31 protein-coding genes are annotated in these 26957 nt (G+C 54.8%); 16 read left to right on the top strand and 15 right to left on the bottom strand.

Features of this window, described 5'->3' with window-relative positions; genetic code table 11:
* Window positions 1-11 precede the first annotated feature (11 nt).
* The 5 genes from HC757_RS08830 to zapE all read right to left on the bottom strand — a co-directional run bounded on the left by HC757_RS08830 (window position 12) and on the right by zapE (window position 3923).
* Window positions 12-1307, bottom strand: a complete 1296-nt coding sequence (locus tag HC757_RS08830) for an adenylosuccinate synthase (RefSeq protein ID WP_169563982.1) — start codon at window positions 1305-1307, stop codon at window positions 12-14.
* A 66-nt stretch (window positions 1308-1373) separates the two neighbouring features.
* The gene (locus HC757_RS08825) at window positions 1374-1562 is read right to left on the bottom strand and encodes a DUF2065 domain-containing protein (RefSeq protein ID WP_169563981.1); all 189 of its coding nucleotides are present in this window, start codon (window positions 1560-1562) and stop codon (window positions 1374-1376) included.
* Between the two features lie 132 nt (window positions 1563-1694).
* Window positions 1695-2087, bottom strand: coding sequence for a 30S ribosomal protein S9 (gene rpsI / locus HC757_RS08820; RefSeq protein WP_169563980.1), 393 nt, complete (start codon window positions 2085-2087; stop codon window positions 1695-1697).
* Between the two features lie 14 nt (window positions 2088-2101).
* Window positions 2102-2530 carry a 50S ribosomal protein L13 gene (gene rplM / locus HC757_RS08815; RefSeq protein WP_169563979.1) on the bottom strand — a complete coding sequence of 143 codons (429 nt, stop codon included), beginning with the start codon at window positions 2528-2530 and terminating at the stop codon, window positions 2102-2104.
* A gap of 280 nt (window positions 2531-2810) precedes the next feature.
* Window positions 2811-3923, bottom strand: coding sequence for a cell division protein ZapE (zapE, locus tag HC757_RS08810; RefSeq protein ID WP_169563978.1), 1113 nt, complete (start codon window positions 3921-3923; stop codon window positions 2811-2813).
* 333 nt (window positions 3924-4256) lie between these two features.
* Between zapE and degQ the strand changes: the two genes are divergently transcribed.
* Both degQ and degS read left to right on the top strand, forming a co-directional pair.
* Window positions 4257-5609: a Do family serine endopeptidase DegQ gene (gene degQ / locus HC757_RS08805; RefSeq protein ID WP_169563977.1), complete on the top strand. Its 1353-nt coding sequence runs from the start codon at window positions 4257-4259 to the stop codon at window positions 5607-5609.
* A 136-nt stretch (window positions 5610-5745) separates the two neighbouring features.
* Window positions 5746-6828 carry an outer membrane-stress sensor serine endopeptidase DegS gene (gene degS / locus HC757_RS08800; RefSeq protein WP_169563976.1) on the top strand — a complete coding sequence of 361 codons (1083 nt, stop codon included), beginning with the start codon at window positions 5746-5748 and terminating at the stop codon, window positions 6826-6828.
* Between the two features lie 75 nt (window positions 6829-6903).
* On the opposite strand, the gene murA is transcribed toward degS, so the two are convergent.
* The 7 genes from murA to mlaF are packed head-to-tail and all read right to left on the bottom strand — an operon-like array spanning window position 6904 to window position 11528.
* Window positions 6904-8163 (bottom strand): UDP-N-acetylglucosamine 1-carboxyvinyltransferase, encoded by a 1260-nt coding sequence (murA, locus tag HC757_RS08795; RefSeq protein WP_169563975.1) that lies wholly within the window; start codon window positions 8161-8163, stop codon window positions 6904-6906.
* Between the two features lie 9 nt (window positions 8164-8172).
* Entirely contained in the window at window positions 8173-8430 is a 258-nt protein-coding gene (locus HC757_RS08790) for a BolA family protein (protein ID WP_169563974.1), read from the bottom strand.
* A gap of 19 nt (window positions 8431-8449) precedes the next feature.
* Complete coding sequence (locus HC757_RS08785; RefSeq protein WP_169563973.1) at window positions 8450-8737, bottom strand: STAS domain-containing protein; 288 nt, start codon at window positions 8735-8737, stop codon at window positions 8450-8452.
* Window positions 8737-9399, bottom strand: coding sequence for an MlaC/ttg2D family ABC transporter substrate-binding protein (locus HC757_RS08780; protein WP_169563972.1), 663 nt, complete (start codon window positions 9397-9399; stop codon window positions 8737-8739). Before HC757_RS08780 ends, HC757_RS08785 begins: the two co-directional genes overlap by 1 nt.
* 11 nt (window positions 9400-9410) lie before the next feature.
* Window positions 9411-9884, bottom strand: a complete 474-nt coding sequence (gene mlaD / locus HC757_RS08775; RefSeq protein WP_169563971.1) for an outer membrane lipid asymmetry maintenance protein MlaD — start codon at window positions 9882-9884, stop codon at window positions 9411-9413.
* Window positions 9885-9943: 59 nt separating this feature from the next.
* Complete coding sequence (gene mlaE, locus HC757_RS08770; protein WP_211164347.1) at window positions 9944-10702, bottom strand: lipid asymmetry maintenance ABC transporter permease subunit MlaE; 759 nt, start codon at window positions 10700-10702, stop codon at window positions 9944-9946.
* Between the two features lie 13 nt (window positions 10703-10715).
* On the bottom strand, window positions 10716-11528 hold the full coding sequence (gene mlaF, locus HC757_RS08765; protein WP_169563969.1) for a phospholipid ABC transporter ATP-binding protein MlaF: 813 nt from the start codon (window positions 11526-11528) through the stop codon (window positions 10716-10718).
* A gap of 180 nt (window positions 11529-11708) precedes the next feature.
* Between mlaF and HC757_RS18930 the strand changes: the two genes are divergently transcribed.
* The 12 genes from HC757_RS18930 (at window position 11709) to mgtE (ending at window position 20976) form a co-directional block, all read left to right on the top strand.
* Window positions 11709-12671 (top strand): calcium/sodium antiporter, encoded by a 963-nt coding sequence (locus HC757_RS18930; RefSeq protein WP_211164341.1) that lies wholly within the window; start codon window positions 11709-11711, stop codon window positions 12669-12671.
* Between the two features lie 39 nt (window positions 12672-12710).
* Complete coding sequence (locus tag HC757_RS18925) at window positions 12711-13688, top strand: KpsF/GutQ family sugar-phosphate isomerase (protein ID WP_211164340.1); 978 nt, start codon at window positions 12711-12713, stop codon at window positions 13686-13688.
* Window position 13689: 1 nt separating this feature from the next.
* On the top strand, window positions 13690-14241 hold the full coding sequence (kdsC, locus tag HC757_RS08755) for a 3-deoxy-manno-octulosonate-8-phosphatase KdsC (RefSeq protein WP_169563968.1): 552 nt from the start codon (window positions 13690-13692) through the stop codon (window positions 14239-14241).
* A complete protein-coding gene (gene lptC, locus HC757_RS08750) occupies window positions 14238-14798 on the top strand; it encodes an LPS export ABC transporter periplasmic protein LptC (protein WP_169563967.1) in 561 nt (186 codons plus the stop codon). The genes kdsC and lptC overlap by 4 nt, the downstream gene beginning before the upstream one ends.
* Window positions 14788-15339, top strand: coding sequence for a lipopolysaccharide transport periplasmic protein LptA (gene lptA, locus HC757_RS08745; protein ID WP_169563966.1), 552 nt, complete (start codon window positions 14788-14790; stop codon window positions 15337-15339). The genes lptC and lptA overlap by 11 nt, the downstream gene beginning before the upstream one ends.
* Entirely contained in the window at window positions 15336-16067 is a 732-nt protein-coding gene (gene lptB, locus HC757_RS08740) for an LPS export ABC transporter ATP-binding protein (protein WP_169563965.1), read from the top strand. The genes lptA and lptB overlap by 4 nt, the downstream gene beginning before the upstream one ends.
* 127 nt (window positions 16068-16194) lie before the next feature.
* Window positions 16195-17673 carry an RNA polymerase factor sigma-54 gene (locus HC757_RS08735; RefSeq protein ID WP_169563964.1) on the top strand — a complete coding sequence of 493 codons (1479 nt, stop codon included), beginning with the start codon at window positions 16195-16197 and terminating at the stop codon, window positions 17671-17673.
* A 28-nt stretch (window positions 17674-17701) separates the two neighbouring features.
* Window positions 17702-17989, top strand: coding sequence for a ribosome hibernation promoting factor (gene hpf, locus HC757_RS08730; protein ID WP_169563963.1), 288 nt, complete (start codon window positions 17702-17704; stop codon window positions 17987-17989).
* Window positions 17990-17991: 2 nt separating this feature from the next.
* On the top strand, window positions 17992-18435 hold the full coding sequence (gene ptsN, locus HC757_RS08725; protein WP_169563962.1) for a PTS IIA-like nitrogen regulatory protein PtsN: 444 nt from the start codon (window positions 17992-17994) through the stop codon (window positions 18433-18435).
* On the top strand, window positions 18432-19286 hold the full coding sequence (gene rapZ, locus HC757_RS08720; RefSeq protein ID WP_169563961.1) for an RNase adapter RapZ: 855 nt from the start codon (window positions 18432-18434) through the stop codon (window positions 19284-19286). The genes ptsN and rapZ overlap by 4 nt, the downstream gene beginning before the upstream one ends.
* A complete protein-coding gene (locus tag HC757_RS08715) occupies window positions 19273-19548 on the top strand; it encodes an HPr family phosphocarrier protein (protein ID WP_169563960.1) in 276 nt (91 codons plus the stop codon). Before rapZ ends, HC757_RS08715 begins: the two co-directional genes overlap by 14 nt.
* Before the next feature lie 63 nt (window positions 19549-19611).
* Window positions 19612-20976 carry a magnesium transporter gene (mgtE, locus tag HC757_RS08710; RefSeq protein WP_169563959.1) on the top strand — a complete coding sequence of 455 codons (1365 nt, stop codon included), beginning with the start codon at window positions 19612-19614 and terminating at the stop codon, window positions 20974-20976.
* Window positions 20977-21161: 185 nt separating this feature from the next.
* Here mgtE and HC757_RS08705 read toward each other — a convergent pair whose 3' ends face one another.
* Window positions 21162-21809 carry a YiaD family glycine zipper/OmpA-like lipoprotein gene (locus HC757_RS08705; RefSeq protein WP_483315809.1) on the bottom strand — a complete coding sequence of 216 codons (648 nt, stop codon included), beginning with the start codon at window positions 21807-21809 and terminating at the stop codon, window positions 21162-21164.
* 618 nt (window positions 21810-22427) lie between these two features.
* On the opposite strand from HC757_RS08705, the gene HC757_RS08700 reads away from it, so the two are divergent.
* A complete protein-coding gene (locus HC757_RS08700; RefSeq protein WP_169563957.1) occupies window positions 22428-22667 on the top strand; it encodes a transposase in 240 nt (79 codons plus the stop codon).
* A gap of 116 nt (window positions 22668-22783) precedes the next feature.
* On the opposite strand, the gene HC757_RS08695 is transcribed toward HC757_RS08700, so the two are convergent.
* Window positions 22784-23638: a PA4780 family RIO1-like protein kinase gene (locus HC757_RS08695; protein ID WP_169563956.1), complete on the bottom strand. Its 855-nt coding sequence runs from the start codon at window positions 23636-23638 to the stop codon at window positions 22784-22786.
* Between the two features lie 144 nt (window positions 23639-23782).
* On the opposite strand from HC757_RS08695, the gene fumC reads away from it, so the two are divergent.
* Window positions 23783-25183, top strand: a complete 1401-nt coding sequence (gene fumC, locus HC757_RS08690; protein WP_169563955.1) for a class II fumarate hydratase — start codon at window positions 23783-23785, stop codon at window positions 25181-25183.
* Window positions 25184-25280: 97 nt separating this feature from the next.
* On the opposite strand, the gene HC757_RS08685 is transcribed toward fumC, so the two are convergent.
* Window positions 25281-26828 (bottom strand): hypothetical protein, encoded by a 1548-nt coding sequence (locus HC757_RS08685; RefSeq protein WP_169563954.1) that lies wholly within the window; start codon window positions 26826-26828, stop codon window positions 25281-25283.
* Window positions 26829-26957: the final 129 nt, after the last annotated feature.

The following is a 26957-nucleotide window of genomic DNA, read 5'->3' as shown; positions in this document are numbered from 1 at the left end:
GAACCTGTGGATCAGTTGAACGGATTCACCAAGATCATGGTTTCATTTCTATCAGGACCGGTAGAGATGATGTCGACAGGCGTCTCCAAAATCTCTTCGATGCGCTTGATATAATTGAGCGCCGCCTGTGGCAGTTGCTCAATCGAAGTCGCACCGAATGTCGACTCGCTCCAGCCTGGCATGGTTTCATAAACCGGGGTCACCAGTTCATAACCTTCGGCTGCCAATGGGGTCACGGTCGCAATAGAACCGTCTGGATTTTGATAACCCACACAGATCTTCACTTCTTCCAGACCATCGAGCACATCCAGCTTAGTCAGACAGAAACCGCTGACGCTGTTGATCTGTACTGCGCGGCGCATGGCCACGGCATCCAACCAACCAGGACGGCGTTTACGACCCGTAGTGGCACCAAATTCATGACCCTTAGTCCCTAAGTAGTCACCGATTTCATTGCGCAATTCCGTCGGGAAGGGACCCGCACCCACACGCGTGGTGTACGCCTTCATGATACCCAGGACATAATCCAGGTGACGGGGGCCGAAGCCACTGCCCGTCGCCACACCACCTGCGGTAGTGTTCGACGAAGTCACAAATGGATAAGTACCGTGGTCGATATCCAGCAGTGTGCCTTGGGCGCCTTCGAACAGTATGGGTTCACCGGCTTTACGCGCAGTGTCCAACAGTTCGGTGACATCGGTACACATGGATTTCAGGTAATCGGCGATAGCCAATGCATCGGCCAGAGTCTGCTCGTAATCGACGGCTTCGACATCGTAATACTCTGTCAGCATGAAGTTGTGATACTGCATCACTTCCTTCAGCTTCTCGGCGAACAGTTCAGCATTGAACAGATCACCGACACGCAGACCACGACGAGAAATCTTATCTTCATAGGCAGGACCTATACCGCGTCCTGTCGTACCAATAGCGTTATTACCGCGCGCTTTTTCACGGGCGAGGTCTAGTGCACAATGGAAAGGCAGGATCAGTGGGCACGCTTCAGAGATCAGCAGACGCTCCTCAACGGGAACCCCACGATCTTTGAGCATGTTGATCTCTTTGAGCAGCGCATCGGGTGCAAGCACCACGCCATTACCGATAATGCACTTAACATTATCACGCAATATGCCTGACGGGATCAGATGAAGAACGGTTTTATCACCATCGATAACCAGAGTATGACCAGCGTTGTGGCCGCCCTGATAACGAACTACATATTTTGCCTGTTCTGTTAGAAGGTCGACAATCTTACCTTTTCCTTCGTCACCCCATTGGGTGCCGAGAACAACTACGTTTTTGCCCATTGTTTGCTGCAAGGTTGCGGTTAAAAAAGAATTTTAACAGATTTTAGGGGGCAGAAGGCAAGTCATTTATGAAAAAATAATCAGCAACACCAGGCCGGCGGTGACGAGTGAACCGCCTAAACGCCTGAGAACACTTTGATTTTGTGCCGAAATCTCAGCCAAATATTGGCGCCATTTTTTCGGAAAACACAATGGCCCTATGCCCTCGAATATCAGCATAAGACCCAGCGCGAGCATCATGAGTTGCAAAGACATAAGGGGGATTTCGTATGATAATGACAGACATAAGCTTATTGTGTCAGTTATTGCCACTAAAATACAAATAAGCTGACAGTAGGCAATAAAAAACCCAGCATAAGCTGGGTTTTTTGAGATTCTGAAAACGAATTAACGCTTAGAGAATTGTGGCTTACGACGTGCTTTACGCAGACCCACTTTCTTACGCTCAACTTTACGAGCATCACGGGTAACGAAACCAGCGGCGCGCAGAGATGGACGCAGAGCTTCATCCAGTTGCATCAGAGCACGGGTGATACCGTGACGGATGGCGCCTGCTTGGCCAGTGGTACCACCGCCCTTAACAGTTACATAGATGTCCAGCTTGTCAGTCATTTCAACCAACTCCAATGGTTGACGAACAACCATACGAGCAGTTTCACGACCAAAATACTGATCCAGAGGGCGTTGATTTACAACGATGTTGCCACTACCTACTTTAGCGAATACGCGAGCAGTAGAAGTTTTTCGACGGCCAGTGCCGTAGTACTGAGTTGCAGCCATTTGCTTAATCCCGTTTAGATATCAAGAACTTGAGGTTGTTGTGCAGTGTGGTTATGTTCTGCGCCAGCGTAAACTTTCAGTTTACGGAACATGGCACGGCCCAGAGGACCTTTTGGTAACATACCCTTGACTGCTTTCTCGATGATCATTTCTGGCTTCTGCGCTTGCAGCTTCTCGAAGCTGATTTGCTTAATGCCACCAGGGAAGCCTGAGTGCGAGTAGTACGTCTTGCCTTTCGCTTTGTTACCAGTCACAGTCACTTTATCAGCGTTAACAACGATGATGTAATCACCTGTGTCTACGTGTGGTGTGTATTCTGGCTTGTGCTTACCGCGTAAACGGCTAGCAATTTCAGTAGCGATACGACCTAAAGTTTTGCCGTCTGCGTCAACGACATACCAGTCACGAGTTACAGTTTCTGGTGTAGCAGTAAAAGTCTTCATTATTACAAAAACCCAAAGTTAATTTCTGTCTCACATGCTGTCTGCATTTGCGAACAACACAAAATTGCCTATCCTGGTGCCCCTTCGAGCAAGGAATTTGGCTTACAACTTCCGCCCAATTGGCGGAGTAACGTGGGCAGGTGGCGGATTATAGACAAAGCTGAGTTAAAAATCACCTGATATTTTAATGAAAATCATAAAAAACCACTCAACTTGGCTGCCCCGCCGCCCACGCTTTCCCGGCAGAGTGCCGCAGCACTTTTTCCCCCTGAACCTCGCCTCAGGGCAGATGTTCCAGGGCCAAATAATCATGGGATTGCATCTCGACCAAGCGGGAGCGACAACGCCTGAATTCAAAACTCAACTGCCCCTCGGTATAGATATGTTCCAGCAACACGGCGGCGGACATAATCAGCTTCACCTGACGCTCGTAAAATTCATCGACCATGGCCAGAAAACGGCGGGCGATATCATCGCCGGTTTGCTGGGCGCCCATCTGCTCTACCCCACTGATCAAGACGGTATGATACTGGCACGCCAACTCCATATAATCCCGTTGGCTGCGCGGACCATCGCATAGGGCGCGAAAATCGACCAGCAACACCCCCTGCGCCTGCTTGCGGATAGGGATCTCCCTGCCGTCTATCTCTATGGGCGCAGCCGATACTTCAGACTCGGGCGCCAATTGCCCAAAGTATCGCAGCAAGTTGGTTTCGGCCGCTTGGTCCAGCGGGTAATGATAGATCTCTGCCTGCTCCAGGGTGCGCAAGCGATAATCTATCCCTGAATCCACATTCAACACCTGACAATGCTTATTGATCAGGGCGATGGCGGGCAAGAAACGCGCCCGTTGCAGACCGTTTTTATAGAGATCATCGGGAATGATATTGGAGGTCGCCACCAAGACAACCCCTTCCTTGAACAGAGCCTGGAATAGCGTGCCCAGCAGCATGGCATCGGTAATGTCGGAAACGAAGAATTCATCGAAACAGATGATCTGATACTGCCCCGCCATCTTCTTGGCGATTATCAACAAAGGATCTTGTACCCCGGGCAGCTCTCCCAATTCATGATGCAGCTGGTGCATGAAGCGATGAAAATGCGCCCTGAGCTTCCTGGTTCCGGGTAAGGCGTCAAAGAAGGTATCCATCAGGTAGGTCTTGCCGCGGCCGACGCCACCCCATAGATACAAACCCTGAACCTGGTGTGACTGAGATTGAGCGCCGAATGCGCCCAACAACTTACCCCATGCCGATCTGGGTTGATTTGCCTTAATCAGATCCTCATATACCCTTTGTAATGCCTTCACGGCATTTTCCTGGGCAGAGTCGTGCGAGAAACCTTCCCGGGTAAGATCTTTTTGATAATGTTGCCAAGGGCTTAACTGCGACACTCGAATATTCTCTTCTCTGCTGAACTTGCGCGGCGCAATAGTACCATGCCAGCCAGCTGCAAGGTATATGTGAGCCGGCCGAGTTTGCCTTGGCAGCCGGGATGGCGTCGGTGACAGCGGGAGATGAAGGCCTAGCTTATCGACGAACTCGACCAGGAAATGCCGGACAATTTAAAATTAACCTTTGTTAATCAAGAGAACTTTTCTAAACAACCCAGAGTCGGAGTCAATATCAGGGCAATGGCGCCCCTAACAATAGCGACTTGACTCTCGCCGGTTCAGACAGCAAGACAGGGTCTAGATTATTACTTACACCTTTGGAGCATTGAATAGATGAAGACAAAATTATCTGTACTTTCAGCCGCAATTCTAGGCGTCAGCCTGAGTCTGATGCCTGCCATCTCCCAGGCCGCCATCCCCATGACGGTTGAGGGCCAAATGTTACCCAGCCTGGCGCCCATGCTCGAGCGCACCACGCCGGCTGTCGTCTCAGTGGCCGTGTCCGGCACCCATGTGTCCAAGCAAAGGATCCCGGATGTATTCCGCTACTTCTTCGGCCCCAACGCCCCCCAGGAGCAAGTGCAGGAAAGGCCGTTTCGCGGCCTGGGCTCAGGGGTGATCATAGATGCCGACAAGGGCTATATAGTCACCAACAACCATGTGATCGACGGTGCAGATGAAATCAAGATAGGCTTGCACGATGGCCGCGAAGTCAAAGCCAAGCTGATCGGCACAGATGCCGAATCGGATATCGCCCTGTTGCAAATTGAGGCCAAGAACCTCACCGCCATCCGGACCTCGGATTCGGACAGCCTGCGGGTGGGTGACTTCGCCGTTGCCATAGGCAACCCCTTCGGCCTAGGGCAAACAGTCACCTCAGGCATAGTCAGCGCCCTGGGGCGCAGCGGTCTGGGGATTGAAATGCTGGAGAACTTCATTCAGACGGATGCGGCCATCAACAGCGGCAACTCAGGCGGTGCCCTGGTTAATCTCAATGGCGAGCTGATCGGCATCAACACTGCCATAGTGGCGCCCGGCGGCGGCAATGTCGGCATAGGCTTCGCCATTCCGGCGAACATGGTCCATAACCTGGTCAAACAGCTGATAGAACACGGTGAAGTCAGGCGCGGGGTATTGGGGGTCACAGGGCAAGATCTGACCAGCGAGCTGGCCGAGGGCTTCGGACTGGATACCCAACATGGCGGCTTCGTCAACGAAGTCATGCCGGGCAGTGCCGCCGACAAGGCAGGCATCAAGGGTGGCGACATTATCGTCAGCGTCAATGGCCGCAAGATTAAGACCTTCCAGGAGCTGCGCGCCAAGGTCGCGACCATGGGCGCCGGGGCTAGACTCGAACTTGGACTCATACGCGATGGCGATGAGAAAACCGTCAAGGTCACACTGGGAGAAGCCAGTCAAACGAGCGAGACCGCAGCAGGTGTGATTCATCCCATGCTGCAAGGCGCCACACTGGAAAACGTCAACAACGGGGTAGAAATCACGGATGTGGCCCAAGGCTCACCGGCCGCCTTGAGCGGATTGCAGAAGGGGGATCTCATAGTCGGGGTCAACCGTACCAAGATTAAAGATCTCAAGTCACTGAAAGCTGAGCTGAAAGATCAGGAGGGTGCCGTCGCCCTCAAACTCATCAGAGGCAAGAGCCAACTCTACCTGGTATTGCGTTAAGGCGACAGATTGACGGCCGGTGCGCTATGCCGGCCAAGGCGGGGCACAGGTAGCTTATGCCTACCTGTGCTTCTTATTGTTAAACATGTTAATCTACATCACCTTTTTTGATTTGAGCCGACCGCAAAGCCCCCCTATGAATATCAAGAATACTCTGCACTACCTAGGTAAAGCGGTCTTATTTGGCCTGATCATGGCGGCCATCTTTTTGCTGGCAACCTCCCTGTTCAACGGCGGTAATGGCAACCACGGCTTGCTGCAGCCCGCATCTCACGACGGCAGCGAGCTGTCATTCGCCAAGGCCGTTCGCCGGGCGGCCCCTGCCGTGGTCAATATCTACAGCCTGAGCATAGATCAAAACCGACCGCTCAATTCCAGTTCGCTCCAGGGGCTGGGCTCCGGCGTCATCATGAGCAAGGAAGGCTACATACTCACCAATTACCACGTCATCAAACAAGCGGATGAGATAGTGGTCGCGCTGCAGGACGGACGTAAATTTACCTCGGAAGTCATAGGCTCAGATCCCGAGACAGATCTGGCGGTGCTCAAGATTGAGGGCGATAACCTGCCCATAGTGCCAATCAACCTGGATATTCCGGTTCAGGTGGGTGATGTGGTCCTCGCCATAGGCAATCCCTACAATCTGGGACAGACCATCACCCAGGGGATCATCAGCGCCACCGGCCGTAACGGTCTGAGCACAGGCTACCTGGATTTCCTGCAAACGGATGCCGCCATCAACGCGGGCAATTCGGGGGGCGCCCTGATAGACACCCGCGGCGAGTTGATAGGCATCAATACCGCCGCCTTCCAGATAGGCGGTGAAGGCGGCGGTCACGGCATCAACTTTGCCATTCCGATCAAGCTGGCTCACAGCATAATGGATAAACTCATCCAACACGGCCGGGTCATTCGCGGTGCCTTGGGGATATCGGGTGAGGCCCTGAGCCCTGTGGTCGCGCAGATCCTCAACCTGCCGGATACCAAGGGGGTGTTGATCACGGGTATCGACGCCACAGGACCGGCAGCCAAGGCCCAGCTGATGCCCAAAGATGTGATCATCAAATACGAAGGCGAAGAAGTTCCCGGAGTCGAAATGTTGATGGACAGGATAGCCGAGACCATGCCGGGCAAGAAGGTGATGATGACGATAATACGCCAGGGCAAGCCCCAGGAGATCCCCGTGGTGATCGGCGAGAAACCCGTATCGAACGGCTAATAAGCCAGAGCACTCGCCGGTAGCAGACACAAAAAAGCCACCCTGGGGTGGCTTTTTGCTCGCTACCAGGTATGACTACTTGATCCTGACGACCTGGGCACCCAGCCCCTGAAACTTGGCTTCGATATGCTCATAACCGCGATCCAGATGATAGATGCGATCCACGGTAGTAGTGCCATCGGCGACCAAGCCTGCGATCACCAGGCTGGCCGATGCCCGCAGATCCGTCGCCATCACCTGAGCGCCCTTCAGCTTCTCTATGCCGTGAATGATGCAGGTATTGCCTTCCAGCTCCATGTTCGCTCCCATGCGTATCAGTTCGGGCACGTGCATGAAACGGTTTTCGAAGATGGTCTCGGTAATGGTCGCATTCCCTTCGGCGAGCACATTGAGCACGCAGAACTGGGCCTGCATGTCGGTCGGGAAGCCTGGGTAAGGCGCCGTCTTGATGTTGACGGCCTTGGGGCGCTTGCCTTGCATATCCAGCTCGATCCAATCCTTGCCTGTGGTGATAGCTGCGCCGGCGTCTTCGAGCTTGGCCAGTACAGACTCCAGGGACGCAGGATCTGCATCCAGACAACGAATGCGGCCGCGGGTGACTGCGGCGGCGACCAGGAAGGAGCCGGTTTCGATGCGATCCGGCATCACCCGGTAGTGGCAGCCCTGCAGGCGTTCAACCCCCTGGATACGCAGGGTCGCACTACCCACACCGCTAATTTTAGCGCCCATGGCGATGAGGCAATTGGCCAAGTCTATGACTTCGGGTTCACGGGCGGCGTTCTCTATCACTGTCTCGCCGTCGGCCAAAGCCGCCGCCATCAGCAGGTTTTCCGTGGCACCGACACTGATCATATCCATGAAGATATGTGCGCCTTTGAGGCGACCATCGACCCTGGCCTTGATATAACCTTCCTCGACCTCGATCTTGGCGCCCATCTGTTCCAGGCCATGCAGATGCAGGTTCACCGGACGGGCACCTATGGCACAGCCGCCGGGCAGAGACACGTCGGCGGTGCCGAAGCGCGCCAACAGGGGCCCAAGGATCAGGATAGAGGCCCTCATGGTCTTAACCAAGTCATAGGGGGCGCAGAATTCATTGAGGTTTTCGGTCGAGATGCGTATCTGCCCCTGGCCCAGGTCAGTCACCTCGGCCCCCAAACAACGCAGCAACTCGCAGCTGGTGTTCACGTCGCGCAGCGAGGGGACGTTGGAGACCAGGAAGTCACCTTCGGCCAACACCCCGGCCATGAGTATGGGTAAGGCGGCATTCTTGGCGCCGGAAATAACGACATCGCCGCTCAAGGCGCCGCTGGCCTGAATCTTTAATTTATCCACTGTTATCCTCTACCCTGGCATGTTGAACAGTTTTTCACGTTTCCATTGCGTCGGCGTAAAAGTTTTAATAGTCAATGCGTGTAATTCACCGCTGGCGATCTGCTCGCTCAGTGGCCCATAGATGGCCTGTTGTTGCTTCACCCGACTCATGCCATCGAAGCATTCGCCGACGGCAATGACCTTATAATGGCTGCCATCCGAGCTGACATGAACTTCTTCGAGTCCGAGTGCCGCTGTGAGTATTTCTTCTATCAATGTGCAATCCATGAAATCTTTACCTTAGTTTTCAATTAGCTTCTTCGCTGAAGAAGGCTGCTAAGTTATATAATGCGATGAGCTTTTTCAGCTGGGGCGACGGCGCCATCAGTCTCAGGTGTTGCGTCCTGCCCTGTCGGGACAGGTTAATGAGGAACGCAATACCCGCGCTGTCACTGTATTCGAGTGCCGACAACTCCAGCTCCCTTGTCTGAGGCCCCAGCAATGCGTCCTTCTGTGTCCAGAGGCTACTCACATCTGTCTGAGTCAGACGCCCCTTGACCAGGCATTGTTCGCCCTGTTGCACAAACTCTACCACTATTTTGCCGTCCTCTGCTGTTGACTCGCCTTGGTCACATGCGCCTTGGTGCGCTCATTGAGCATGTCGATCACTGCCTCTATGCCTTGCTGGCGCACCAGATTGGACACCTCAGACTGCTTGGATGCCAGCAGGCTGACGCCTTCGGCCACCAAGTCGAACGCCTTCCAGCTGTTGTCCTTAAGGCGACGCACCTTAAACTGCAGCTTAATGGGAGGGCGTCCCGCTTCTATGATCTGCACGTTAACATCGACCATCTTTTCCTTGCTGAAATCGATAGCCGGCGAAAACTCCACCTTTTGATCTGTGTACTCGGTAAAGGCCTGGGCATAGGTAGCGACTAAATAACCTTCGAAGGCCTGCACGAAACGCTCACGCTGATCGGCAGTGGTATCACGCAGATACTGGCCCAACACCTTGTAAGAGGCGTATTTGGAGTCGATATAAGGCATCAGTTCTTCACGGACTATGATTTTCAGGTGATCCATGTCCTTATCTATGATGGCCTTGTCCTGGTGAAAACGATCGAAGGTCTTGTTGGCCACGGCTTTCACCATGGCATAGGGATCCATGGTATTAATGTTGTCATCTGCGGCCTGGGCCAGCCCAAAACCACCGAATAGCATCAAGGCACAACAAAAACGGGATATTGCTCGCAACATAAGTGTGACTCCTATTTATCCTTGGATGACATGCTGTACAAGAACTGACCTATCAGCTCTTCCAGCACCAATGCCGAACGTGTGTCATCTATTTTATCGCCATCGCCGAGCATGGCGACATCCTCATCGACAAAACCCGGCGTCAATCCCAGGAACTGCTCTCCCAGGAGACCAGAGGTCAGGATGGCCAGGCTGCTGGTTTCGGGAAACTGATTGTAACGTTTGTCCATGGTCAGGGTCACCACGGGCACCAGCTTCACGGGATCCAATTCTATGGCGCTGACCCGGCCAACCACCACACCACCGACTTTGACCGGAGAGCGCACCTTGAGGCCGCCAATGTTACTGAAGCTGGCCTGCAAGCTATAGTTGCTTTTTCCCGAATTAACTTCGACATTGGCGACGTTAAATACCAGTATCAGGAAGGCGGCCAGGCCACTTAACAGGAACAGGCCGACCAATAACTCAATTTTCCGTGTTGACATACTCTTTTACCACCTTGTGTAGAATCCGTATTACGCAAATTTGTTGCCGTTTGGCAGCGCTAGCGGCCAAACATCATAGTCGTGAGCAAGAAATCCAGTGCCAATACCGCCAGGCTCGACTGCACCACGGTTTGCGTGGTCGCACGGCTGAGGCCTTCCGGATTTGGGGTCACCTGATAGCCCCTGTATAAGGCGATCCAGGTGATCACCACGGCAAACACCAGGCTCTTGATCAGGCAATTGACTATATCTTCACGCCACTCGACCGAAGCCTGCAGAATCGACCAGAAGGCACCGCTGTCTATGCCCTTCCACTCGACCCCGACCAGGTGACCACCGTATATGCCTATGGCGGAAAACATCAGCGCCAGCAAGGGCATGCTGATCACCCCGGCCCAAAAGCGCGGTGCTATCACCTGCCTGAGGGGATCTATCGCCATCATCTCCAGGCTGGACAGCTGCTCTGTGCTCTTCATCAGGCCGATCTCGGCCGTCAGCGCCGAACCGGCCCGGCCGGCAAACAGCAACGCAGTCACCACTGGCCCCAACTCCCGCAACAGGCTCAAAGCCACCATGGGGCCCAGGCTCTCTTCCGTGCCGAAACCCACGAGTATGTTATAGCCCTGCAGCGCCAGTACCAGACCGATGAAGAGTCCTGAGACCAGGATGATCACCATAGACTGAACGCCGACCACATAAATCTGCCGCACCAGCAGAGGAAGCCCCTTGGCAATCCGTGGCTTCTGAAAGATGGCGCCCCACAACATGAGACCCGCCTGGCCGAAGCCCAGCATCATCTCTATGGCGTTGCGACCCATCGCGGCAATAGTGTTAATCAAGCCCACGGGCCAACTCCTTCTGATAATCCTCGGCCGGATAATGGAAGGGCACAGGACCGTCCGGCGCCCCCTGAATAAATTGTTTCAACTGCGGATTGTCGAGCGCTTGCAGCTGTGCCGGTGTGCCATGGGCTATCACCTTTTTGTCTGCAACCACATAGACATAATCCGCTATGCTCAACACCTCGTGCACATCGTGGGAGACCACCACGGAAGTGAGGTTGAGGGCATCGGACAGCTCGCGTATCAGCTTGACCAACACCCCCATGGAAATAGGATCCTGGCCGGCGAAGGGCTCGTCATACATTACCATCTCGGGTTCGAGCGCCATCGCACGCGCCAATGCCGCCCGGCGTTGCATACCACCTGATAACTCATTGGGCATCAGGTTGGCGGCGCCACGCAGCCCGACCGCCTCGAGCTTCATCAGTACTATGGCGCGTATGATGGCCTCGGGCAGCCCAGAATGTTCACGCAGCGCGAAGGCGACATTGTCGAACACATTGATATCGGTGAACAGGGCGCCACTCTGAAACAACATGCTCATGCGTTTACGCAGCTCGAACAGTTCACTGCGGCTGGCGCGGTGCACATCATGGCCATCAAACAGCACCTGACCGTGATCCGGCTGCAACTGCCCGCCGATGAGCTTGAGCAAGGTGGTCTTCCCTATGCCACTCGGCCCCATGATGGCCGTCACTTTCCCCCTGGGGATAGACAGGCTGATGTCTTCATAGATGACACGATTGCCACGACTAAAACCGAGATGACGGATTTCAACCAAGGGAGATAGATCTTGAGTCATGCGTGATTCCGGAGATGAAAGAAGAGATAACCGCCTTCCTGGCGAGGTCTCGAAGAGCTGCAAATTGTACGTAATTGTCCTTTAACCTACAACCGAATCGCGACTATCGAGTCAGGATACTTTCAATTTGAGTTAAATCCAGCGAAAATGCGGGGTAATATCCCTCTCGATTGTTATCAAATGTTATTTAATGTTTTTTTACTTGTTGCTGGCTTAGTCGTATTGATCTGGAGCGCAGATAAATTTGTCTACGGCGCCGCCGCCTTCGCCCGCAATTTGGGGCTGCCGCCCATGCTCATAGGCCTGACTGTCGTCGCCATGGGCAGCTCGGCACCCGAGATGTTTGTCGCCGCCACCGCCTCGATGGAAGGCATGACAGACACGGCCATAGGCAATGTGTTGGGTTCCAACATAGCCAATGTGGCATTGATCCTGGGATTGACCTCATTGCTCGGCGCCATCGCCGTCAGCTCACAGACCCTCAAGCGGGAGATCCCCATGATGCTGGCCGCCACGGCGCTTGCCGGTTATCTGCTGCATGATGGCATGCTGACCCGTCTCGACGGTGTCATACTCTTGGGACTGTTCCTGGTGCTGATGTCTTACCTCATCTGGCATGCCCTGACCAACAAGCAACAAGATCCCCTCGACGCCGAGGCGGATGCCGAAATTCCCAAAGACGTGCCGACCCCCAGGGCCCTCTTCTGGCTGGTGCTGGGCATCGTACTCTTGCCCCTGGCGGCGGACCTCATGGTCGATGGCGCTGTCGGTATCGCCAAGGCGTTCCATCTTTCCGAGCTGGTGATAGGCCTGACCATCATAGCCATAGGCACCAGCCTGCCCGAACTCGCCGCCTGCATCGCCGGGGTGCTGAAAAAAGAAGATGACCTGGTGATAGGGAATATTGTAGGGTCGAACCTATTCAATATCCTGGCCGTGCTCGCAGTCCCGGGACTGATAGCCCCGGGAGAGATAGATGCCATGGCCAGCGGCCGGGACTTTTACATGGTGATGGCCACCAGTGTCGCCCTCGCCGTCTTGGTGTTATTCGGCGGTCGCACCCGGGAATTGAAACCCTGGCACGGGGTGGTATTAGTCAGCTGCTTCATCGCTTATCAGTTTATCCTGTTTCAATCCCATTGATTGAGCGATACAGCGGCATAGAAGAAAAGAGAAACAGACATGCTAGATAAAAGCCAATTGCGCCGGTGGGGCTGCAGCGTTATCGATATCGAGAAGGCGGCACTGGACAATCTGTATCAATACGTCGATTCGGACGAGTTTGCCCAGGCCTGCGAGTTGATCCTCAATTGCAGCGGCAAGGTCATAGTCATGGGCATGGGTAAGTCGGGTCATATAGGCAATAAAATCTCCGCCACCTTCGCCAGCACAGGCACCCCCGCCTTCTTCGTCCATCCGGGTGAGGCCAGCCACGGCGATCTCGGAGTATTGGCGGAGAACGACATCATCCTGGCCATTTCCAATTCGGGGGAATCGAGCGAGATCCTGACCCTGATGCCGGTTATCCAGCGCATGGGCATTCCCATGATAGCGGTCACGGGCAAACCCGACTCCAACATGGCCCGCCTGAGCCAGGTGCACCTCTGCATTGCGGTCGAGGAAGAAGCCTGCCCGCTCGGCTTGGCACCGACCTCGAGCACCACGGCCACTCTGGTCATGGGCGATGCACTGGCGGTCGCCCTGCTGCAAGCCAAAGGCTTCACCCGCGACGACTTTGCCCTGTCGCATCCGGGCGGCGCCCTTGGACGCAAATTGCTGCTCAAGGTCAGCAATGTCATGCATCAGGGCGACGCCCTGCCCCTGGTGCCCCACGACATCTGCATCACCGAAGCCCTGTACGAAATCTCCAAGAAAGGCTTGGGCATGACGGCGATTGTCGACGACAAGCAGGCGCTGGTCGGCATCTTCACCGACGGCGACCTGCGCCGGGTGATAGATGCGGAAGTCAACCTGCGCACCACCCCCATTGCCAAGGTGATGACCCGTAATTGTGTCACCATCACGGAGAATGTGCTGGCGGCCCAGGCGCTGCTGCTAATGGAAGAAAAAAACATCAACGGCCTGATAGTGATCGATGCCAACCAACGCCCCATAGGCGCCCTCAATATGCTCGACATGGTCAAGGCGGGAGTGATTTAACATGGAACAACAAGGCTTTTACGGTCCCATCAGTAGCGACGTCTGGCAGCGGGCCCAGAAGATCAAGCTGCTCATCTGCGATGTCGATGGGGTATTTTCCGATGGCCGCATCTACATGAGCAACAACGGGGAAGAGCTCAAGGCTTTCCACACCCGCGACGGTTACGGGGTGCGCTCACTCCTGTCCAGCGGTTTCAACCTGGCGGTGATCACCGGACGCAACTCAAAAATCGTTGAGAACAGGATGACGGCGCTTGGTATCAGTCACATCTACCAGGGGATAGACGATAAATTTGTTCCTTACCGGGAGCTGCTCGAGCACTATGAGGTGCAACCGGAAGAAGTCGCCTACATAGGCGATGACATAGTGGACCTGCCGGTGATGAAAGCCGTGGGCCTGGCCGTGTGCGTCGCCGACGGTCACCCCTATGTGAGGCAACATGCCCACATGGTGACCCATATCCAGGGCGGTCATGGTGCACTGAGGGAACTGGCAGACCTGTTGCTGCTCAGTCAAAACAAATTCACCACGGCCCATGGAATGAGTGTATGAACCGGGTCACCCTGGCGATAATCGCGTTTTTCAGCACGGCACTCATACTCTACTGGCAAGTGCAGCACAAACATGGTAGCCAGGACGGCGGCCACTTGGCTGCGCAAAATAGACCTGACTTCATGGCCAACGACTTGCGCAGCATCAGCTTCAACGACGAAGGCAAAGTCAACAGTCGGGTCACGGCCAAATACATGGAGCACTTCGCCGAGTTCAACCTCACCAAGTTCACTCAACCCGTTTACCTCATTTACCCGGACAAGGGCCAGGCCCAATGGCGGCTGAGGGCCAACGAGGGGCGACTCAACAAGGATAGCGGCAAGGTAGTGCTGGAAAATGATGTTATCATCGATGCCATCAGTCCGACCGAACCCGTGCAGACACTCACCACAAGCTATCTGGAACTGGATCTCAACACCATGATAATGACATCCGACAGAATCATCTACGTCAAGGGCAAAGACTTCAACATCCGGGGCCAAGGACTTTACGCCGACCTCAATGCACAAGAAGTGCAACTGACCAGTCAGATAGAAGGTACATACGATGCAAAATAATTTATTCCTCGCCGGCCTGCTGTGCGTCATCAGCATGAGTTCAGTGGCCAAAGAAGGCGATCTCAAACAAGAAGTCAAAATCAAGGCCGTCAGCCAAACCGCCGACATCAAGAACAACCAGCTGATCTTCTTCGGCCCGGTCGAAGTGACTCAGGGGTCAATCAAGATCCACGCCAGCGAACTGAGGGCCTACTCCCCCGAAAACGATGGCGCCAAGGTGCTGGTCGCCATAGGGGATCCTGCCACCTATTCGCAGATCCTCGATGATGGCCGTCCGGCATCGGCCAGCGCCAAGGAAATACGTTACGAATTAGCCAGCCGCACCCTGACCCTCAAGGGCGATGCCAGCCTGGATCAGGCCGGCAGCCAGGTTAAGGGTAACCTCATCCGCTATAACATAGGCGAGCAGAAACTCATCGCCGAGAGCTCGGGCGCCGGCGATGACAGGGTGATCACCATAATTCAACCTGAAACTTATCAGGAAGAGCCCAAGCCCACGCCACAGAGCGAGCCGCAGGTTAACAAGCAGGAGCAGGAATGACACAGATTACCCTGAGAGCCGAGAACCTGGCCAAGAGCTATAAGAGCCGCCAGGTGGTAAAGGATGTCAGCCTGACGGTAAAGACGGGCCAGGTCGTAGGTCTGCTCGGCCCCAATGGCGCCGGCAAGACCACCACTTTCTATATGGTCGTCGGCTTGGTCAAGAGCGACAAGGGACGGATCTTCATCGACGATGACGATCTCACCACAGATCCCATGCACCTGCGGGCCCGTAAAGGCATAGGCTACCTGCCCCAGGAAGCCAGCATCTTCAGGAAGCTCACAGTCCATGACAACATCATGGCCGTGTTGCAGACGCGTTCGTCACTGACACAGCAGCAGCGGGAAGAACAGCTGGAAAACCTGCTGGAAGAATTCCATATCACCCATATCCGTGACAGCCAGGGCATGTCCCTCTCCGGCGGCGAGCGCCGCCGAGTCGAGATTGCCAGGGCACTGGCGGCCAACCCCAAGTTTATCCTGCTGGATGAGCCCTTCGCCGGGGTCGACCCGATTTCCGTCATCGACATCAAGAAAATCATCGAGCACCTGAAGATCCGCGGCTTGGGGGTGTTGATAACGGACCATAATGTGCGCGAAACTCTGGATGTGTGTGAACATGCCTATATCGTCAGCCACGGCAATCTTATTGCCGAAGGAACGCCGGCAGAGATCCTAGACAATCAGCAAGTTAGGGCTGTGTACTTAGGAGAACAATTCAGGCTATAGTTAAGGCATGGGCCGGCACTTTCAGACCATGGCGGGTTGACAGTCGGCACTATCACCAACACCAGCGAGCCAACACCAATGAACCAACAACTGTGTTCAAGAATAATAAGTAGGGATCAGCGGTAAGATGAAAGCGTCACTCCAGTTAAGACTGGGTCAGCAGTTAACCATGACGCCCCAATTACAACAGGCGATACGTCTGTTGCAACTCTCGTCACTGGAACTGCAACAAGAGATCCAACAAGCATTAGACTCCAATCCCCTTCTAGAGCAGGAGGAGGATGGCTATGAGGCTGCCGGCACCAGCGAAAATCCGGCGCAGCCGGATACCGACTTCAGCGACAACAGCCAAGTGTCGACGGACAAGGACAGTTCGACCGTTGATACCGCCGAATCTCTGACCCAGGAGTCCATGCCGGATGAGCTGCCCATGGACACCACCTGGGATGAAGTGTTCACCGCCTCGCCCAATTCCGGCTCCGGCGGCATGCGGGAAGACGATATGCCCTTCCAGGGGGAAACCAGCGATGGCTTGTATGAGCACCTGGAATGGCAGAAGAATCTCACCCCCTTCTCGGAAACCGACCTGGCGATAGCGACGGCCATCATAGATGCCATAGACGAACAGGGTTACCTGACTCAGAGCATGGAAGAGATACTCGACGCCATGGGCAACCCGGAGATAGAGCTGGATGAAGTCGAAGCCGTGCTCAAGCGCATCCAGCATTTCGATCCCATAGGGGTCGCGGCGCGCGACCTGAGTGAATGCCTGCTGATCCAACTGGCGCAATTTGCCGCCGATACCCCCCACATAGACAATGCCCGGCTCCTGATTAAAGATCATCTTGAACTCATCGCCGGCCGCGACTTTCGCACCCTGATGCGCAAGACCCGGCTCAAGGAAGATGAGCTGAGACAGGCCATAGCCCTGATCCAGACGCTGAATCCGCGCCCGGGATTGCTCATCACCCCTGTCGATGATGAGTATGTGATCCCGGATGTCTCTGTCATGAAGAAGAGCGGACGCTGGGTGGTCGAGCTAAACCCGGACTGCATGCCTAAGATCAGCGTCAACCAACAGTATGCCGCCATGGCCCGCAGCACCAAGAGCCAGGCCGACAGCCAGTTCATCCGCGGGCATCTGCAGGAAGCCAAATGGTTTATCAAGAGCCTGGAGAGTCGCAACGACACCCTGCTCAAGGTAGCCAACTGCATAGTCCAGTACCAGCAGGGCTTTTTCGAGTATGGCGAGGAAGCCATGAAGCCCATGGTGCTCAACGATATCGCCGAGGCCGTCGAGATGCATGAGTCCACCATTTCCAGGGTGACCACCCAGAAATATATGCATACCCCAAGAGGCCTGTTTGAACTAAAATATTTCTTCTCCAGCCACGTCGGTACCGACGATGGTGGCGAGTGCTCATCTACCGCTATCCGCGCCTTCATCAAGAAGCTGGTCGCGGCGGAAAACCAGAAGAAGCCTCTGAGCGACAGCAAGATGGCGCAACTTCTGGCAGAACAGGGGATCAATGTTGCTCGGCGCACCATAGCCAAATATCGTGAAGCCATGTTGATCCCCCCCTCAAATCAACGTAAGAGTTTATAGACACTTAGGACATTGGAGGAAGAGGTATATGCAAATTAATCTGACTGGGCACCACATAGAAATCACAGATTCATTGCGTGATTATGTACAAGAAAAATTTTCAAAACTTGAACGCCATTTCGAACAGATCAATAATGTGCACGTTGTGCTCAATGTTGAGAAAACGCAACAGATTGCCGAAGCCAAAATCCATCTTACCGGTGGTGAGGTGTATGCCACCTCAGAGCATGCCGATATGTATGCCGCGATAGACGTCCTGATCGATAAACTCGACCGTCAGGTAATTAAACACAAAGAGAAGCTGACAAAACACTAATAATGCAACTTAGTAGCATACTGCGGCCGGAATGCACCACCTGCGCCACTCCAGGCAGTAAGAAAAAGGTACTGGAACTCATAGGCGACCTAGTCGCTGCCCAGTACCCGAACCTCTCATCTCAGGCGATCTTTGAAAGCCTGGTGGCGCGAGAAAAGATGGGCAGTACTGGCATAGGCAATGGTATCGCTATCCCACACGGGCGCTTGACCGACATAGAGCAACCTATTGCCGTGTTGGTCAAGTGTGAGGAACCCATTGCCTTCGATGCCATAGACAAACAACCGGTAGACCTGCTGTTTGCCTTGCTGGTCCCGGCCGATCAATGTCAACTGCACTTGAGCACCCTGTCTTGCATGGCTGAAAAGCTCAGCAATAAGCTGATATTGAAACAGTTGCGCAAGACCTGCGATGAATCGGAACTCTATCAGGTAATCACTGGATGAAGCTTGTCATAGTCTCGGGCCGCTCCGGCTCAGGAAAATCTGTTGCCCTGCGGGTGCTGGAAGATCTGGGCTACTACTGTGTCGATAACCTGCCACTGCAGCTCATCGGCAGCTTGCTGGAGCAGTTCAAGGGCAGCAACGATCTGGTGGCCATCAGCATAGATGTGCGCAACATGCCGGAGCAGGAGAAGGTACTGGAACAACAGCTCGCCCAGTTGCCACAGGGGACGGAACTCAGCAGCTTCTACCTCAATGCCAGCGACAAGGTATTGCTCAAACGCTACAGTGAAACCCGCAGATTGCACCCCCTGTCCAAGAGCAAGGTCTCGCTGCAGGAAGCCATCAAGCTCGAAGGCAAGTTGCTCGAACCCGTGTCTAAGCTGGTCGATCACTACATAGATACCTCCAACCTGAATATCTATGAACTGAGCGACCAGGTCAGGCAGATCCTGCTCGGCAGTGTCGACAAAGAGCTGGTGATCAACTTCGAATCCTTCGGTTTCAAGCATGGTATGCCAACCGAAGCCGACTTCATGTTCGATGTACGTTTCCTGCCCAACCCTCACTGGGAAGCGGAACTGCGGCCGCTCACCGGCCTGGATGAGCCGGTACAGGACTTCCTGAGCCGTCAGCCCCTGGTCAATAAGTTCATCTGGCAGATAGAAAACCTGCTGGAAACCTGGTTGCCGCACCTGGAGCGCAACAATCGCAGCTATCTGACGATCGCCATAGGCTGCACCGGTGGCCAGCACAGATCTGTGTATGTCGCCGAACAACTGGCCAAACGCTTCGCCAACGGCAAACATAAGGTGCAGGCCCGCCATAGGGAACTGAGTCATGCCAAAGCTTGAACGTCAGGTCACCATCTGCAATAAACTGGGGCTGCACGCCAGGGCCGCCACTAAGCTTGCAATCTTGGCGTCGGATTTCGATGCCAGCATCACCCTCATTCAAGGGGATAAACAGGCCTCGGCCGCCAGCGTGCTCGGACTCCTGATGCTGGAAACCGGTATGGGGAAACGCATTACCATCAAGGCCGAAGGCAAAGATGCCGAGGCGGCACTGGACGCCATCTGCGCCCTGATAGACGCCAAGTTCGACGAAGCCAGCTAACCTTTCCTACGAGTCAAAGATAGCAGGCCTAAGATAGCGCCGCATTGAGCCACCGAGGGACCCATGCCTGTCGAAGCAATAGAAGCTGAAGTCACAGCCCAGAGGCTAGCACGCCTCAATCAGGCCCTAGGCAGCGGCATGTTTGTCCATGTCCGCAATATGCTCCATGACATGGCGGCATCAGACATAGCCCTCATTCTCGAATCCTCGCCGCCGCGTACCCGCCAGGTGCTGTGGCAGCTGATAGACACCCAACAGACGGGCGAAATCCTCGAGGCATTGGGAGAAGATCTCAAAGATCACCTCATTCGCCAAATGAGCCCGGAGAGCGTCGCCAGGGCGACGGCGGGCATGGACACAGACGATCTGGCCTATATACTGCGCAGCCTGCCCGACGCCTTATATAAGCGCGTGCTCCAATCCATGAGCAGCCAGGACAGGCTCAGGGTTGAACAGGCCCTGTCCTACCCGGACGACACCGCCGGCAGCATAATGAATACAGATACTGTGACCCTGAGGCCGGACGTCAACCTGGATGTCATACTGCGCTATTTGCGCCAACGGGGTTCCTTGCCCGATACCACAGACACTCTCTATGTGGTCGATAAGCGGGATAGAGTGCTGGGCGGCGTCAGGCTGGCAGATCTCCTGACCTGCGATCCCACCGCCAGCGTGCGCAGCATAATGGATCCCGAGCTTGAGAGCATTCCCGTCGCCATGGGGGATACCGAAGTCGCGCAGCTGTTCGAACGCCACGACTGGGTATCGGCACCCGTGGTCGATGAGCAGGGCAAGTTGCTTGGCCGCATCACCATAGACGATGTGGTGGATGTGATCCGTGAGAATGCCGATCATTCCATGATGGGCATGGCCGGGATGGAGGACGATGCAGACACCTTCGGCCCGGTACTCAAGAGCACACTGAGGCGTTCGCTCTGGTTGACCATCAACCTGTTCGCCGCCCTGCTCGCCGCCTCGGTCAGCAACCTGTTCGAGGGCACCCTGGAGCAATTTGCCACCATAGCCATCCTGATGACCATAGTCCCCAGCATGGGAGGTGTCGCAGGCAATCAAACCCTGGCACTGGTGATCCGTGGCATAGCCCTGGGGCATGTCGGCCAGAGCAACAGCCGTTGGTTGATAGGCAAGGAATTGGCCATAGGCATGTTAAACGGTTTGGTGTGGTCTTTGCTGGTCTTCGTCGCCGTCTGGCTCTGGAAAAACGATATGGCCCTCGGCGCCCTGATAGGCGGCGCCATGTTGATCAACATGACGGTCGCAGGCTTCGCCGGAGCGGGGATCCCGTTGCTGCTGAAGAAATTCAACATAGATCCCGCACTCGCAGGTGGCATGGTACTGACCACGGTCACGGATGTGATCGGCCTGTTCGCCTTCCTCGGACTCGCCACCCTGTTCCTGATGCACTAGCCTCGCCCGCCATGCCTGAACCTGCATGGCTTAAGCGCGGTATTCAAGCCAGGTATTTAAGTCCGGTATTTAAGCCAGGCATTTAAGCCCGGTATTTAAGACCTGGCCTCTGGAAAAAAGCCCCGGAAACAATAAAACCACCCCAGGGTGGTTTTATTCTTGCTGCTACAGGATAACGCCTCGGCTTAACCCGTAGGTGTCAGCACTATCTCGACCCTGCGATTCTGTGCCCGACCCGCGGCCGAACCGTTGGAGGCGATAGGATTGCTCTCGCCCATCCCCTGAGTCCGTACCCTGTTCGCCGCCACACCTTGTTGCATCAGATAGCTGCCGACTTCGTTGGCACGCACCTGAGACAGACGCAGGTTATAGGAATCTGAACCTGAACTGTCGGTATAGCCCAACACATTCAGCTGAGTCTTGCTGTATTCCTTGGCCACCAAGGCCACCGAGTGCAACACAGACTTGGCCCCTTCGCTCAAGTCTGTCTTATCCACGGCGAAGGTCACTTCGTTGGGCATGTTCAGCACTATGTTATCGCCATCCCGGGTCACGCTGACACCGGTCGACGCCAACTGCTGACGCAGCTTGGTTTCCTGCACATCCATGTAATAACCTATGCCGCCACCGACGGCGGCACCGGATGCCGCACCTATCAGGGCGCCCTTGCCGCGATCTTTCTTACTGGACGAGGCGACGCCGACTGCGGCACCGGCAACGGCACCTATCAGGGCGCCAGTGGTGGCTTTCGCCGTCTGCTGCTCATTGGTATAAGGATTGACTGTGCTGCAGCCCGAAGTCAGTAACGCAGCCGACACCAAGGACAGTGTCATCAGAGTCGTTTTATGAAATTTCATCGTCATATGTGAACCTCTCAAGGTTTCTTCTTCTGGCCATCCAACCGATGGCCGATTAACGGGCGGATAAGATAACCAAAATACGCCGCCACAATCAGCTCTGAAGTATATAAGTTATTGGCGCACACACAATAGCTTGTTGACCATCCGGAGCGGTAATCATCACGAATTCAGTATAGATACAGCTTATCCACTGGCGACTCGGGTGCTAAAACGGTGCGGCGCGCACCATTTTTGCTATCCCCATGCTACCTCACCCTCCAATGGAATAGAGCAAATATTTGTTTTTAAACAAATAATATCGTAGCGAGAAGTTGGCATACTTCTTACATAGGTTCTCATATACATTTTTGCACGAGTGCAGAACCGCGTCGTATGTACTTGGGCCAAACCACAGAACAATCACTGTCAACCGGGAGAAAGTCATGAAAAATCTGATCTCTTTATTCAACGCCTGTCGTCATCAATGGCTCAGCCTCAGCCGCCTGGGTTACAGCCAGTGGGATGTCGAACAGCGTTGAGAGACGTTTTACCGACAGTCAGACAGACAGATTTCCGCAGATAGATTTCAAGCCTAAAAGAAGGAATAGCGCCATGGGGAGCACAGAAAACAACATCAGACTCAAGGTCATAGCAGCGGTCAAGGCCGATGGACGGCTACTGTCGGATGTCGCCCGCCAGTACGGCCTCTCGAGCAAGACAGTGTACCTGTGGGTCAGGGAAAGTGAGCAGGCGCCAAAGCAAAGAGAGGCGGCGCTGCTGACAGAAATAGCCCATTTGCAGCAAAAGATCCGCTTACTCAACAATGAACTGAATGCCGGCCATAGATGCTGACAATGTTGGCACTGCATGCTAACGGTTAAGGGGCGCGACCGGGAGGCGCGCTCGGCTGCCGAAGGCGTGCCATTCCCCAACGCCCCGGGATGGCCGGCGACAACATAAGCTGCCGGCTATTCCAGCTCCATTTCCTGCAGCCTTAGTTTGCGCTCCTGAGCCTCTTCGAAGGCGGCCTGGATCTCTTCCAGCACAGAGTTCACGTCGGCTTCCAGCAAGACTTCCTCAAACTCACCCGTGAGGCGGGTGTCGGGTTTCAGCTCGCCCGCTTCGTATAAGGCCCAGATCTCTTTGGCATATTTTGTCGTCAACAACTCGGGGGCATATCTGCCGTAATACTGACTCATGTTGTCCACGTCTCGCGCCAGCATCCATTTGGCATGGTTGTTGGCCGCCGCGTCTACTGCCTGTGGCAGGTCGATGATCACAGGCCCGGCACTGTCGACCAGCACGTTGAATTCAGACAGATCGCCATGGACCAGTCCGGCACATAACATGCGGGTGACGTAGCCCATGACCAGGGCATGATGCCGGCGCGCCGTATCTGCCGACATGCTGACATCATTGAGTCTGGGAGCCACATTGCCGTCATCATCTGTGACCAGCTCCATCAGGAGCACGCCGTCGAAACAGCCATAGGGCTGAGGTACCCGCACCCCGGCGTGGGCCAGGCGATACAAGGCATCGACCTCGGCATTTTGCCAGGCTTCTTCCTGCTGATCCCGGCCAAACTTGGAGCCCTTCTCCATGGCCCTTGCCCGGCGGCTATTACGCACCTTGCGGCCTTCCTGATACTGTACCGCCTGCTTAAAGCTACGCTGGCTGGCCTCTTTATAGACTTTGGCGCAGCGAATATCCTCGCCACAACGGACGACATAGACGGTCGCTTCTTTACCGCTCATTAGCTGGCTGATGACTTCATCGACCAGGCCTTCATCAACCAAGGGTTGGATGCGTTTTGGAGTTTTCATAGCGCCCTTATACCTTAGTTGGCCACGGGATGGAATACCGCGGGCAAATCTTGGCCAAATTCCTGCCCCCGGGGCTAAGATCGCGGCTAAGCTAAGAAGGAAAAGCCCAGCACAGGCACACATACGGCAAGAAGGAGCCAGTTTATGGCACACAGAATCGAAACCGACACCATGGGGGAAGTACGAGTTCCGAGTGACGTCTATTGGGGGGCCCAGACGGAGCGCAGCCGCACCAATTTCCCCATAGGCCCGAGTGCCAGCATGCCGCTTGAAATCATCTACGCCTTCGCCCAACTCAAGAAAGCGGCGGCCCTGACCAACTGCCGACTTGGAGGCCTGAGCCGGGAAAAAACCGACCTCATCACCCGGGTATGCGACGAGATCTTGGCCGGGAAGCTGGATGCGCAATTCCCCCTGGTCATCTGGCAGACGGGCAGCGGCACCCAGACCAATATGAATCTGAACGAAGTCATCGCCTGGCGGGCACAGGAACTCGGCGGTGGCCGATTGGGTGACAAGGAGAAGAAACTCAATCCCAACGATGACGTCAACCAGAGTCAAAGCAGCAACGACACCTTTCCCACCGCCATGCATATCGCGGCTTACACCGTCACGGTCGAAACCACCCTGCCCGGGGTGCAAAAGCTGCGCGACACACTGGCACAGAAATCACGGGACTCAATGACGATAGTCAAGACAGGCCGCACCCACTTCATGGATGCGACCCCGCTCACCTTGGGGCAGGAACTGAGTGCCTATGTGCAGCAACTGGACAATGGCATCCGTGCCATCAAGCATGCCCTCGTCATGGTGAGCGAGCTGGCCCTGGGAGGCACGGCGGTGGGCACAGGGCTAAATGCCCCCGAAGGCTATGCCGAAGCCGTTGCCAAGCAAATCGCCGAGCTCACAGGCTATCCCTTCGTAACAGCACCGAATAAATTTGAGGCCCTGTCTGCCCACGACGCCATGGTCGAACTCAGCGGTGCCTTTCGCCGGTTAGCGGTTAGCTTGATGAAAATCGCCAACGACATCCGCATGCTCGCCAGCGGTCCCCGTTGCGGCATCGGTGAGCTATGCATTCCCGACAACGAGCCGGGTTCCAGCATAATGCCGGGCAAGGTTAACCCAACCCAGTGCGAGGCCCTGACCATGGTGGCGGCGCAAGTGATGGGCAACGATGTCACAGTGGGCATCGCCGGCAGCAATGGCCAATTCCAGCTGAATGTCTTCAAGCCGCTGATCGCCGCCAATGTGCTGCAGAGCGCCAGATTATTGGGCGACGCCTGTGCAAGCTTCAACGATCAATGTGCCGTCGGCATCAGCCCCAATCTGCCCCGGATAGAGCATTATCTGGCGCAGTCACTGATGCTGGTGACCAGCCTCAATCCCCACATAGGTTATGAGAAGGCGGCGCAGATCGCCAAGACGGCCTACAAGGAGGGGCGTTCGCTGAAGGAAGTGGCGCTGGCACTGGGTTATGTCAGCGCCGAGGAGTTCGATCTCTGGGTCGATCCCGGCAAGATGGTGGGAAAATTATCTGACTAGTACGGCAGATAGCAGCGACCGGAATCCACCGGCTCAGTGAATAAGCCTGGGCTCTGGGCCAGGACCAACACAGGCCCAGAGCCCTGTTCATCTCAGGTTACGCCTTAGCCTTTCCTGTTGTCCCAGCAGAGCGCCAAGGTAGCCGCGTAAAACCTTCACCTTTTACGAGCAACAGCAAAACAGTACAACAAGTTGCAACCAACCAGGTGTTGCCTAAGGCCAAATGTTCCTGGGTCACACCGATAAAGTCTAACTCACCCGTCTTGTTGATCGGCCCTACCACCCACAACAGCAGATATAACAGCTCGAAACCTTTACGCCAATGGAAGCCCCCCGCCAGCAGCATAGACATACTGGGCAGCAGCAAGATAAAAGCCAACAAGTGCAACACGGCCAGCAAGTCCCGTTCAAAAATGAAACGCAGCAGCAAACCGCAGCTGCAGATGAGCAAGAACAGCACTGCAGCCAGCCAACGTGTCCGGACAAGGGTGAGCTTGCTGCAATTCGACTCGATAAGCTCCCGGGTGCCGTAGAACACATCGCGGATGCTGAATCGAGAAAGGGTCAGCATGGGCAACAAGGCAAGCAACGGCAGCAGCACTGTCTGCACAGCAGCCAGGGGTAATATCAGGGCCGCCAACGACAAGGATAACAAGATAAGCAATAGACTCGATGACAGACCGGCGAATAAGAGTTCCAGCTCGGCCCGCAGCAGAAAGGCGCAATTGAGGCGCCGGGTTAGCAGGAAGAACCAACGGTAAGCCAACTGATTTTGATGCCCGGCTGAGCGCTTTCGTGGTGTTTCCGCATCTCTGGCGTGGTACAGCAAGTGATACCCATTATTGGCCAAATACATCGCCAGTAGCATGATGCAAACCGCCAGCAGCAGCTGCAGCGTGACGGGCAACCAGACGTTGCTGTCATAGACAGCGCCCCCCCACTCGAACGTCAGTTGTTGTTGTTTCAGGGCTGAAAAACCTATCGATATCTGCCGAGGTACATCGGCAGGCGTAGCGATTGCCGCGGCCATCTGTGTTGTGATGGCCGAATGCGCAGACAAGCCCCCCATGTTGGCCACACTCAGCATGGCCCAGAGGAAAAAGTAGCCGAGATTGCCATACTGGTTCGCCAGCTTAGGGATAACCTCAAACAAGATGGCTATGCTGGCCACGAGCACAAGTATTGGCTCAAACAATACCAGATAGGGCAGGAGATAATCCGCAATCCGCAGCCCAGCCTGCTCAGCCATGACAAGCTGTTGCAACATGGCGACCAAAACCATGGTAATTCCCAGGCCATTTAGCAGTAATAGATGTGAAAAAAATTTAACCAGCAAATAACCATTGATGCTGAGCCTCGAAGATAACATCAAGGGCAGTAGCCCCTGGTGTCTGTCATGCTCCACGGTGCCGGTGACCAGGTAGTAGCCCATGAGGAACATGAAAGCGGAACCAACCAAGGCCAGGGAGGCGCCCATCCAGGCCGAGTTATAGACGCCACGGGCCCCTTGAATGTCCACTACCGCATAACCTGCATAGGGGCTGGGAAAGAGCAACAAGGTAAGTGCAATCACCCCCAAAAATACCAACCAGATGTGAGGGCTCTGTAGCCTATGTCTCATCTCCAGCCATAAAATAGTACGCATGTGTGTAGTGGCATACTAAATTTGGCCACCTGATTAGAGGTGATATCATCACTTCTGTATTTAAACAGGTGACACAATGACAAAGCAAACCAGACCAACATACAGCCCGGAGTTTCGACTCGAGGCAGC

The sequence above is a fragment of the Shewanella salipaludis genome, assembly GCF_012911865.1.
Taxonomy (GTDB): Bacteria; Pseudomonadota; Gammaproteobacteria; order Enterobacterales; family Shewanellaceae; genus Shewanella; species Shewanella salipaludis.
Note: the sequence above shows the minus strand (reverse complement) of the source record. Positions and strands in the feature narration are given on the sequence as shown.

Excerpts from the sequence above, each read along its gene's own strand:
- HC757_RS08705 (WP_483315809.1), bottom strand. The coding sequence starts at position 21,809 with ATGACACTGTCCTTGGTGTCGGCTGCGTTACTGACTTCGGGCTGCAGC.
- hpf (WP_169563963.1), top strand. The coding sequence starts at position 17,702 with ATGCAAATTAATCTGACTGGGCACCACATAGAAATCACAGATTCATTG.
- rpsI (WP_169563980.1), bottom strand. The coding sequence starts at position 2,087 with ATGGCTGCAACTCAGTACTACGGCACTGGCCGTCGAAAAACTTCTACT.
- lptA (WP_169563966.1), top strand. The coding sequence starts at position 14,788 with ATGCAAAATAATTTATTCCTCGCCGGCCTGCTGTGCGTCATCAGCATG.
- degQ (WP_169563977.1), top strand. The coding sequence starts at position 4,257 with ATGAAGACAAAATTATCTGTACTTTCAGCCGCAATTCTAGGCGTCAGC.
- HC757_RS08830 (WP_169563982.1), bottom strand. The coding sequence starts at position 1,307 with ATGGGCAAAAACGTAGTTGTTCTCGGCACCCAATGGGGTGACGAAGGA.
- HC757_RS08790 (WP_169563974.1), bottom strand. The coding sequence starts at position 8,430 with ATGGATTGCACATTGATAGAAGAAATACTCACAGCGGCACTCGGACTC.
- HC757_RS08825 (WP_169563981.1), bottom strand. The coding sequence starts at position 1,562 with ATGTCTTTGCAACTCATGATGCTCGCGCTGGGTCTTATGCTGATATTC.
- kdsC (WP_169563968.1), top strand. The coding sequence starts at position 13,690 with ATGGAACAACAAGGCTTTTACGGTCCCATCAGTAGCGACGTCTGGCAG.
- degS (WP_169563976.1), top strand. The coding sequence starts at position 5,746 with ATGAATATCAAGAATACTCTGCACTACCTAGGTAAAGCGGTCTTATTT.
- lptB (WP_169563965.1), top strand. The coding sequence starts at position 15,336 with ATGACACAGATTACCCTGAGAGCCGAGAACCTGGCCAAGAGCTATAAG.
- HC757_RS08780 (WP_169563972.1), bottom strand. The coding sequence starts at position 9,399 with ATGTTGCGAGCAATATCCCGTTTTTGTTGTGCCTTGATGCTATTCGGT.
- HC757_RS18930 (WP_211164341.1), top strand. The coding sequence starts at position 11,709 with ATGTTATTTAATGTTTTTTTACTTGTTGCTGGCTTAGTCGTATTGATC.
- HC757_RS08715 (WP_169563960.1), top strand. The coding sequence starts at position 19,273 with ATGCCAAAGCTTGAACGTCAGGTCACCATCTGCAATAAACTGGGGCTG.
- ptsN (WP_169563962.1), top strand. The coding sequence starts at position 17,992 with ATGCAACTTAGTAGCATACTGCGGCCGGAATGCACCACCTGCGCCACT.
- HC757_RS08735 (WP_169563964.1), top strand. The coding sequence starts at position 16,195 with ATGAAAGCGTCACTCCAGTTAAGACTGGGTCAGCAGTTAACCATGACG.
- HC757_RS18925 (WP_211164340.1), top strand. The coding sequence starts at position 12,711 with ATGCTAGATAAAAGCCAATTGCGCCGGTGGGGCTGCAGCGTTATCGAT.
- mlaD (WP_169563971.1), bottom strand. The coding sequence starts at position 9,884 with ATGTCAACACGGAAAATTGAGTTATTGGTCGGCCTGTTCCTGTTAAGT.
- HC757_RS08695 (WP_169563956.1), bottom strand. The coding sequence starts at position 23,638 with ATGAAAACTCCAAAACGCATCCAACCCTTGGTTGATGAAGGCCTGGTC.
- rapZ (WP_169563961.1), top strand. The coding sequence starts at position 18,432 with ATGAAGCTTGTCATAGTCTCGGGCCGCTCCGGCTCAGGAAAATCTGTT.
- fumC (WP_169563955.1), top strand. The coding sequence starts at position 23,783 with ATGGCACACAGAATCGAAACCGACACCATGGGGGAAGTACGAGTTCCG.
- mlaF (WP_169563969.1), bottom strand. The coding sequence starts at position 11,528 with ATGACTCAAGATCTATCTCCCTTGGTTGAAATCCGTCATCTCGGTTTT.
- mgtE (WP_169563959.1), top strand. The coding sequence starts at position 19,612 with ATGCCTGTCGAAGCAATAGAAGCTGAAGTCACAGCCCAGAGGCTAGCA.
- HC757_RS08685 (WP_169563954.1), bottom strand. The coding sequence starts at position 26,828 with ATGCGTACTATTTTATGGCTGGAGATGAGACATAGGCTACAGAGCCCT.
- lptC (WP_169563967.1), top strand. The coding sequence starts at position 14,238 with ATGAACCGGGTCACCCTGGCGATAATCGCGTTTTTCAGCACGGCACTC.
- HC757_RS08700 (WP_169563957.1), top strand. The coding sequence starts at position 22,428 with ATGGGGAGCACAGAAAACAACATCAGACTCAAGGTCATAGCAGCGGTC.
- mlaE (WP_211164347.1), bottom strand. The coding sequence starts at position 10,702 with ATGGGTCGCAACGCCATAGAGATGATGCTGGGCTTCGGCCAGGCGGGT.
- rplM (WP_169563979.1), bottom strand. The coding sequence starts at position 2,530 with ATGAAGACTTTTACTGCTACACCAGAAACTGTAACTCGTGACTGGTAT.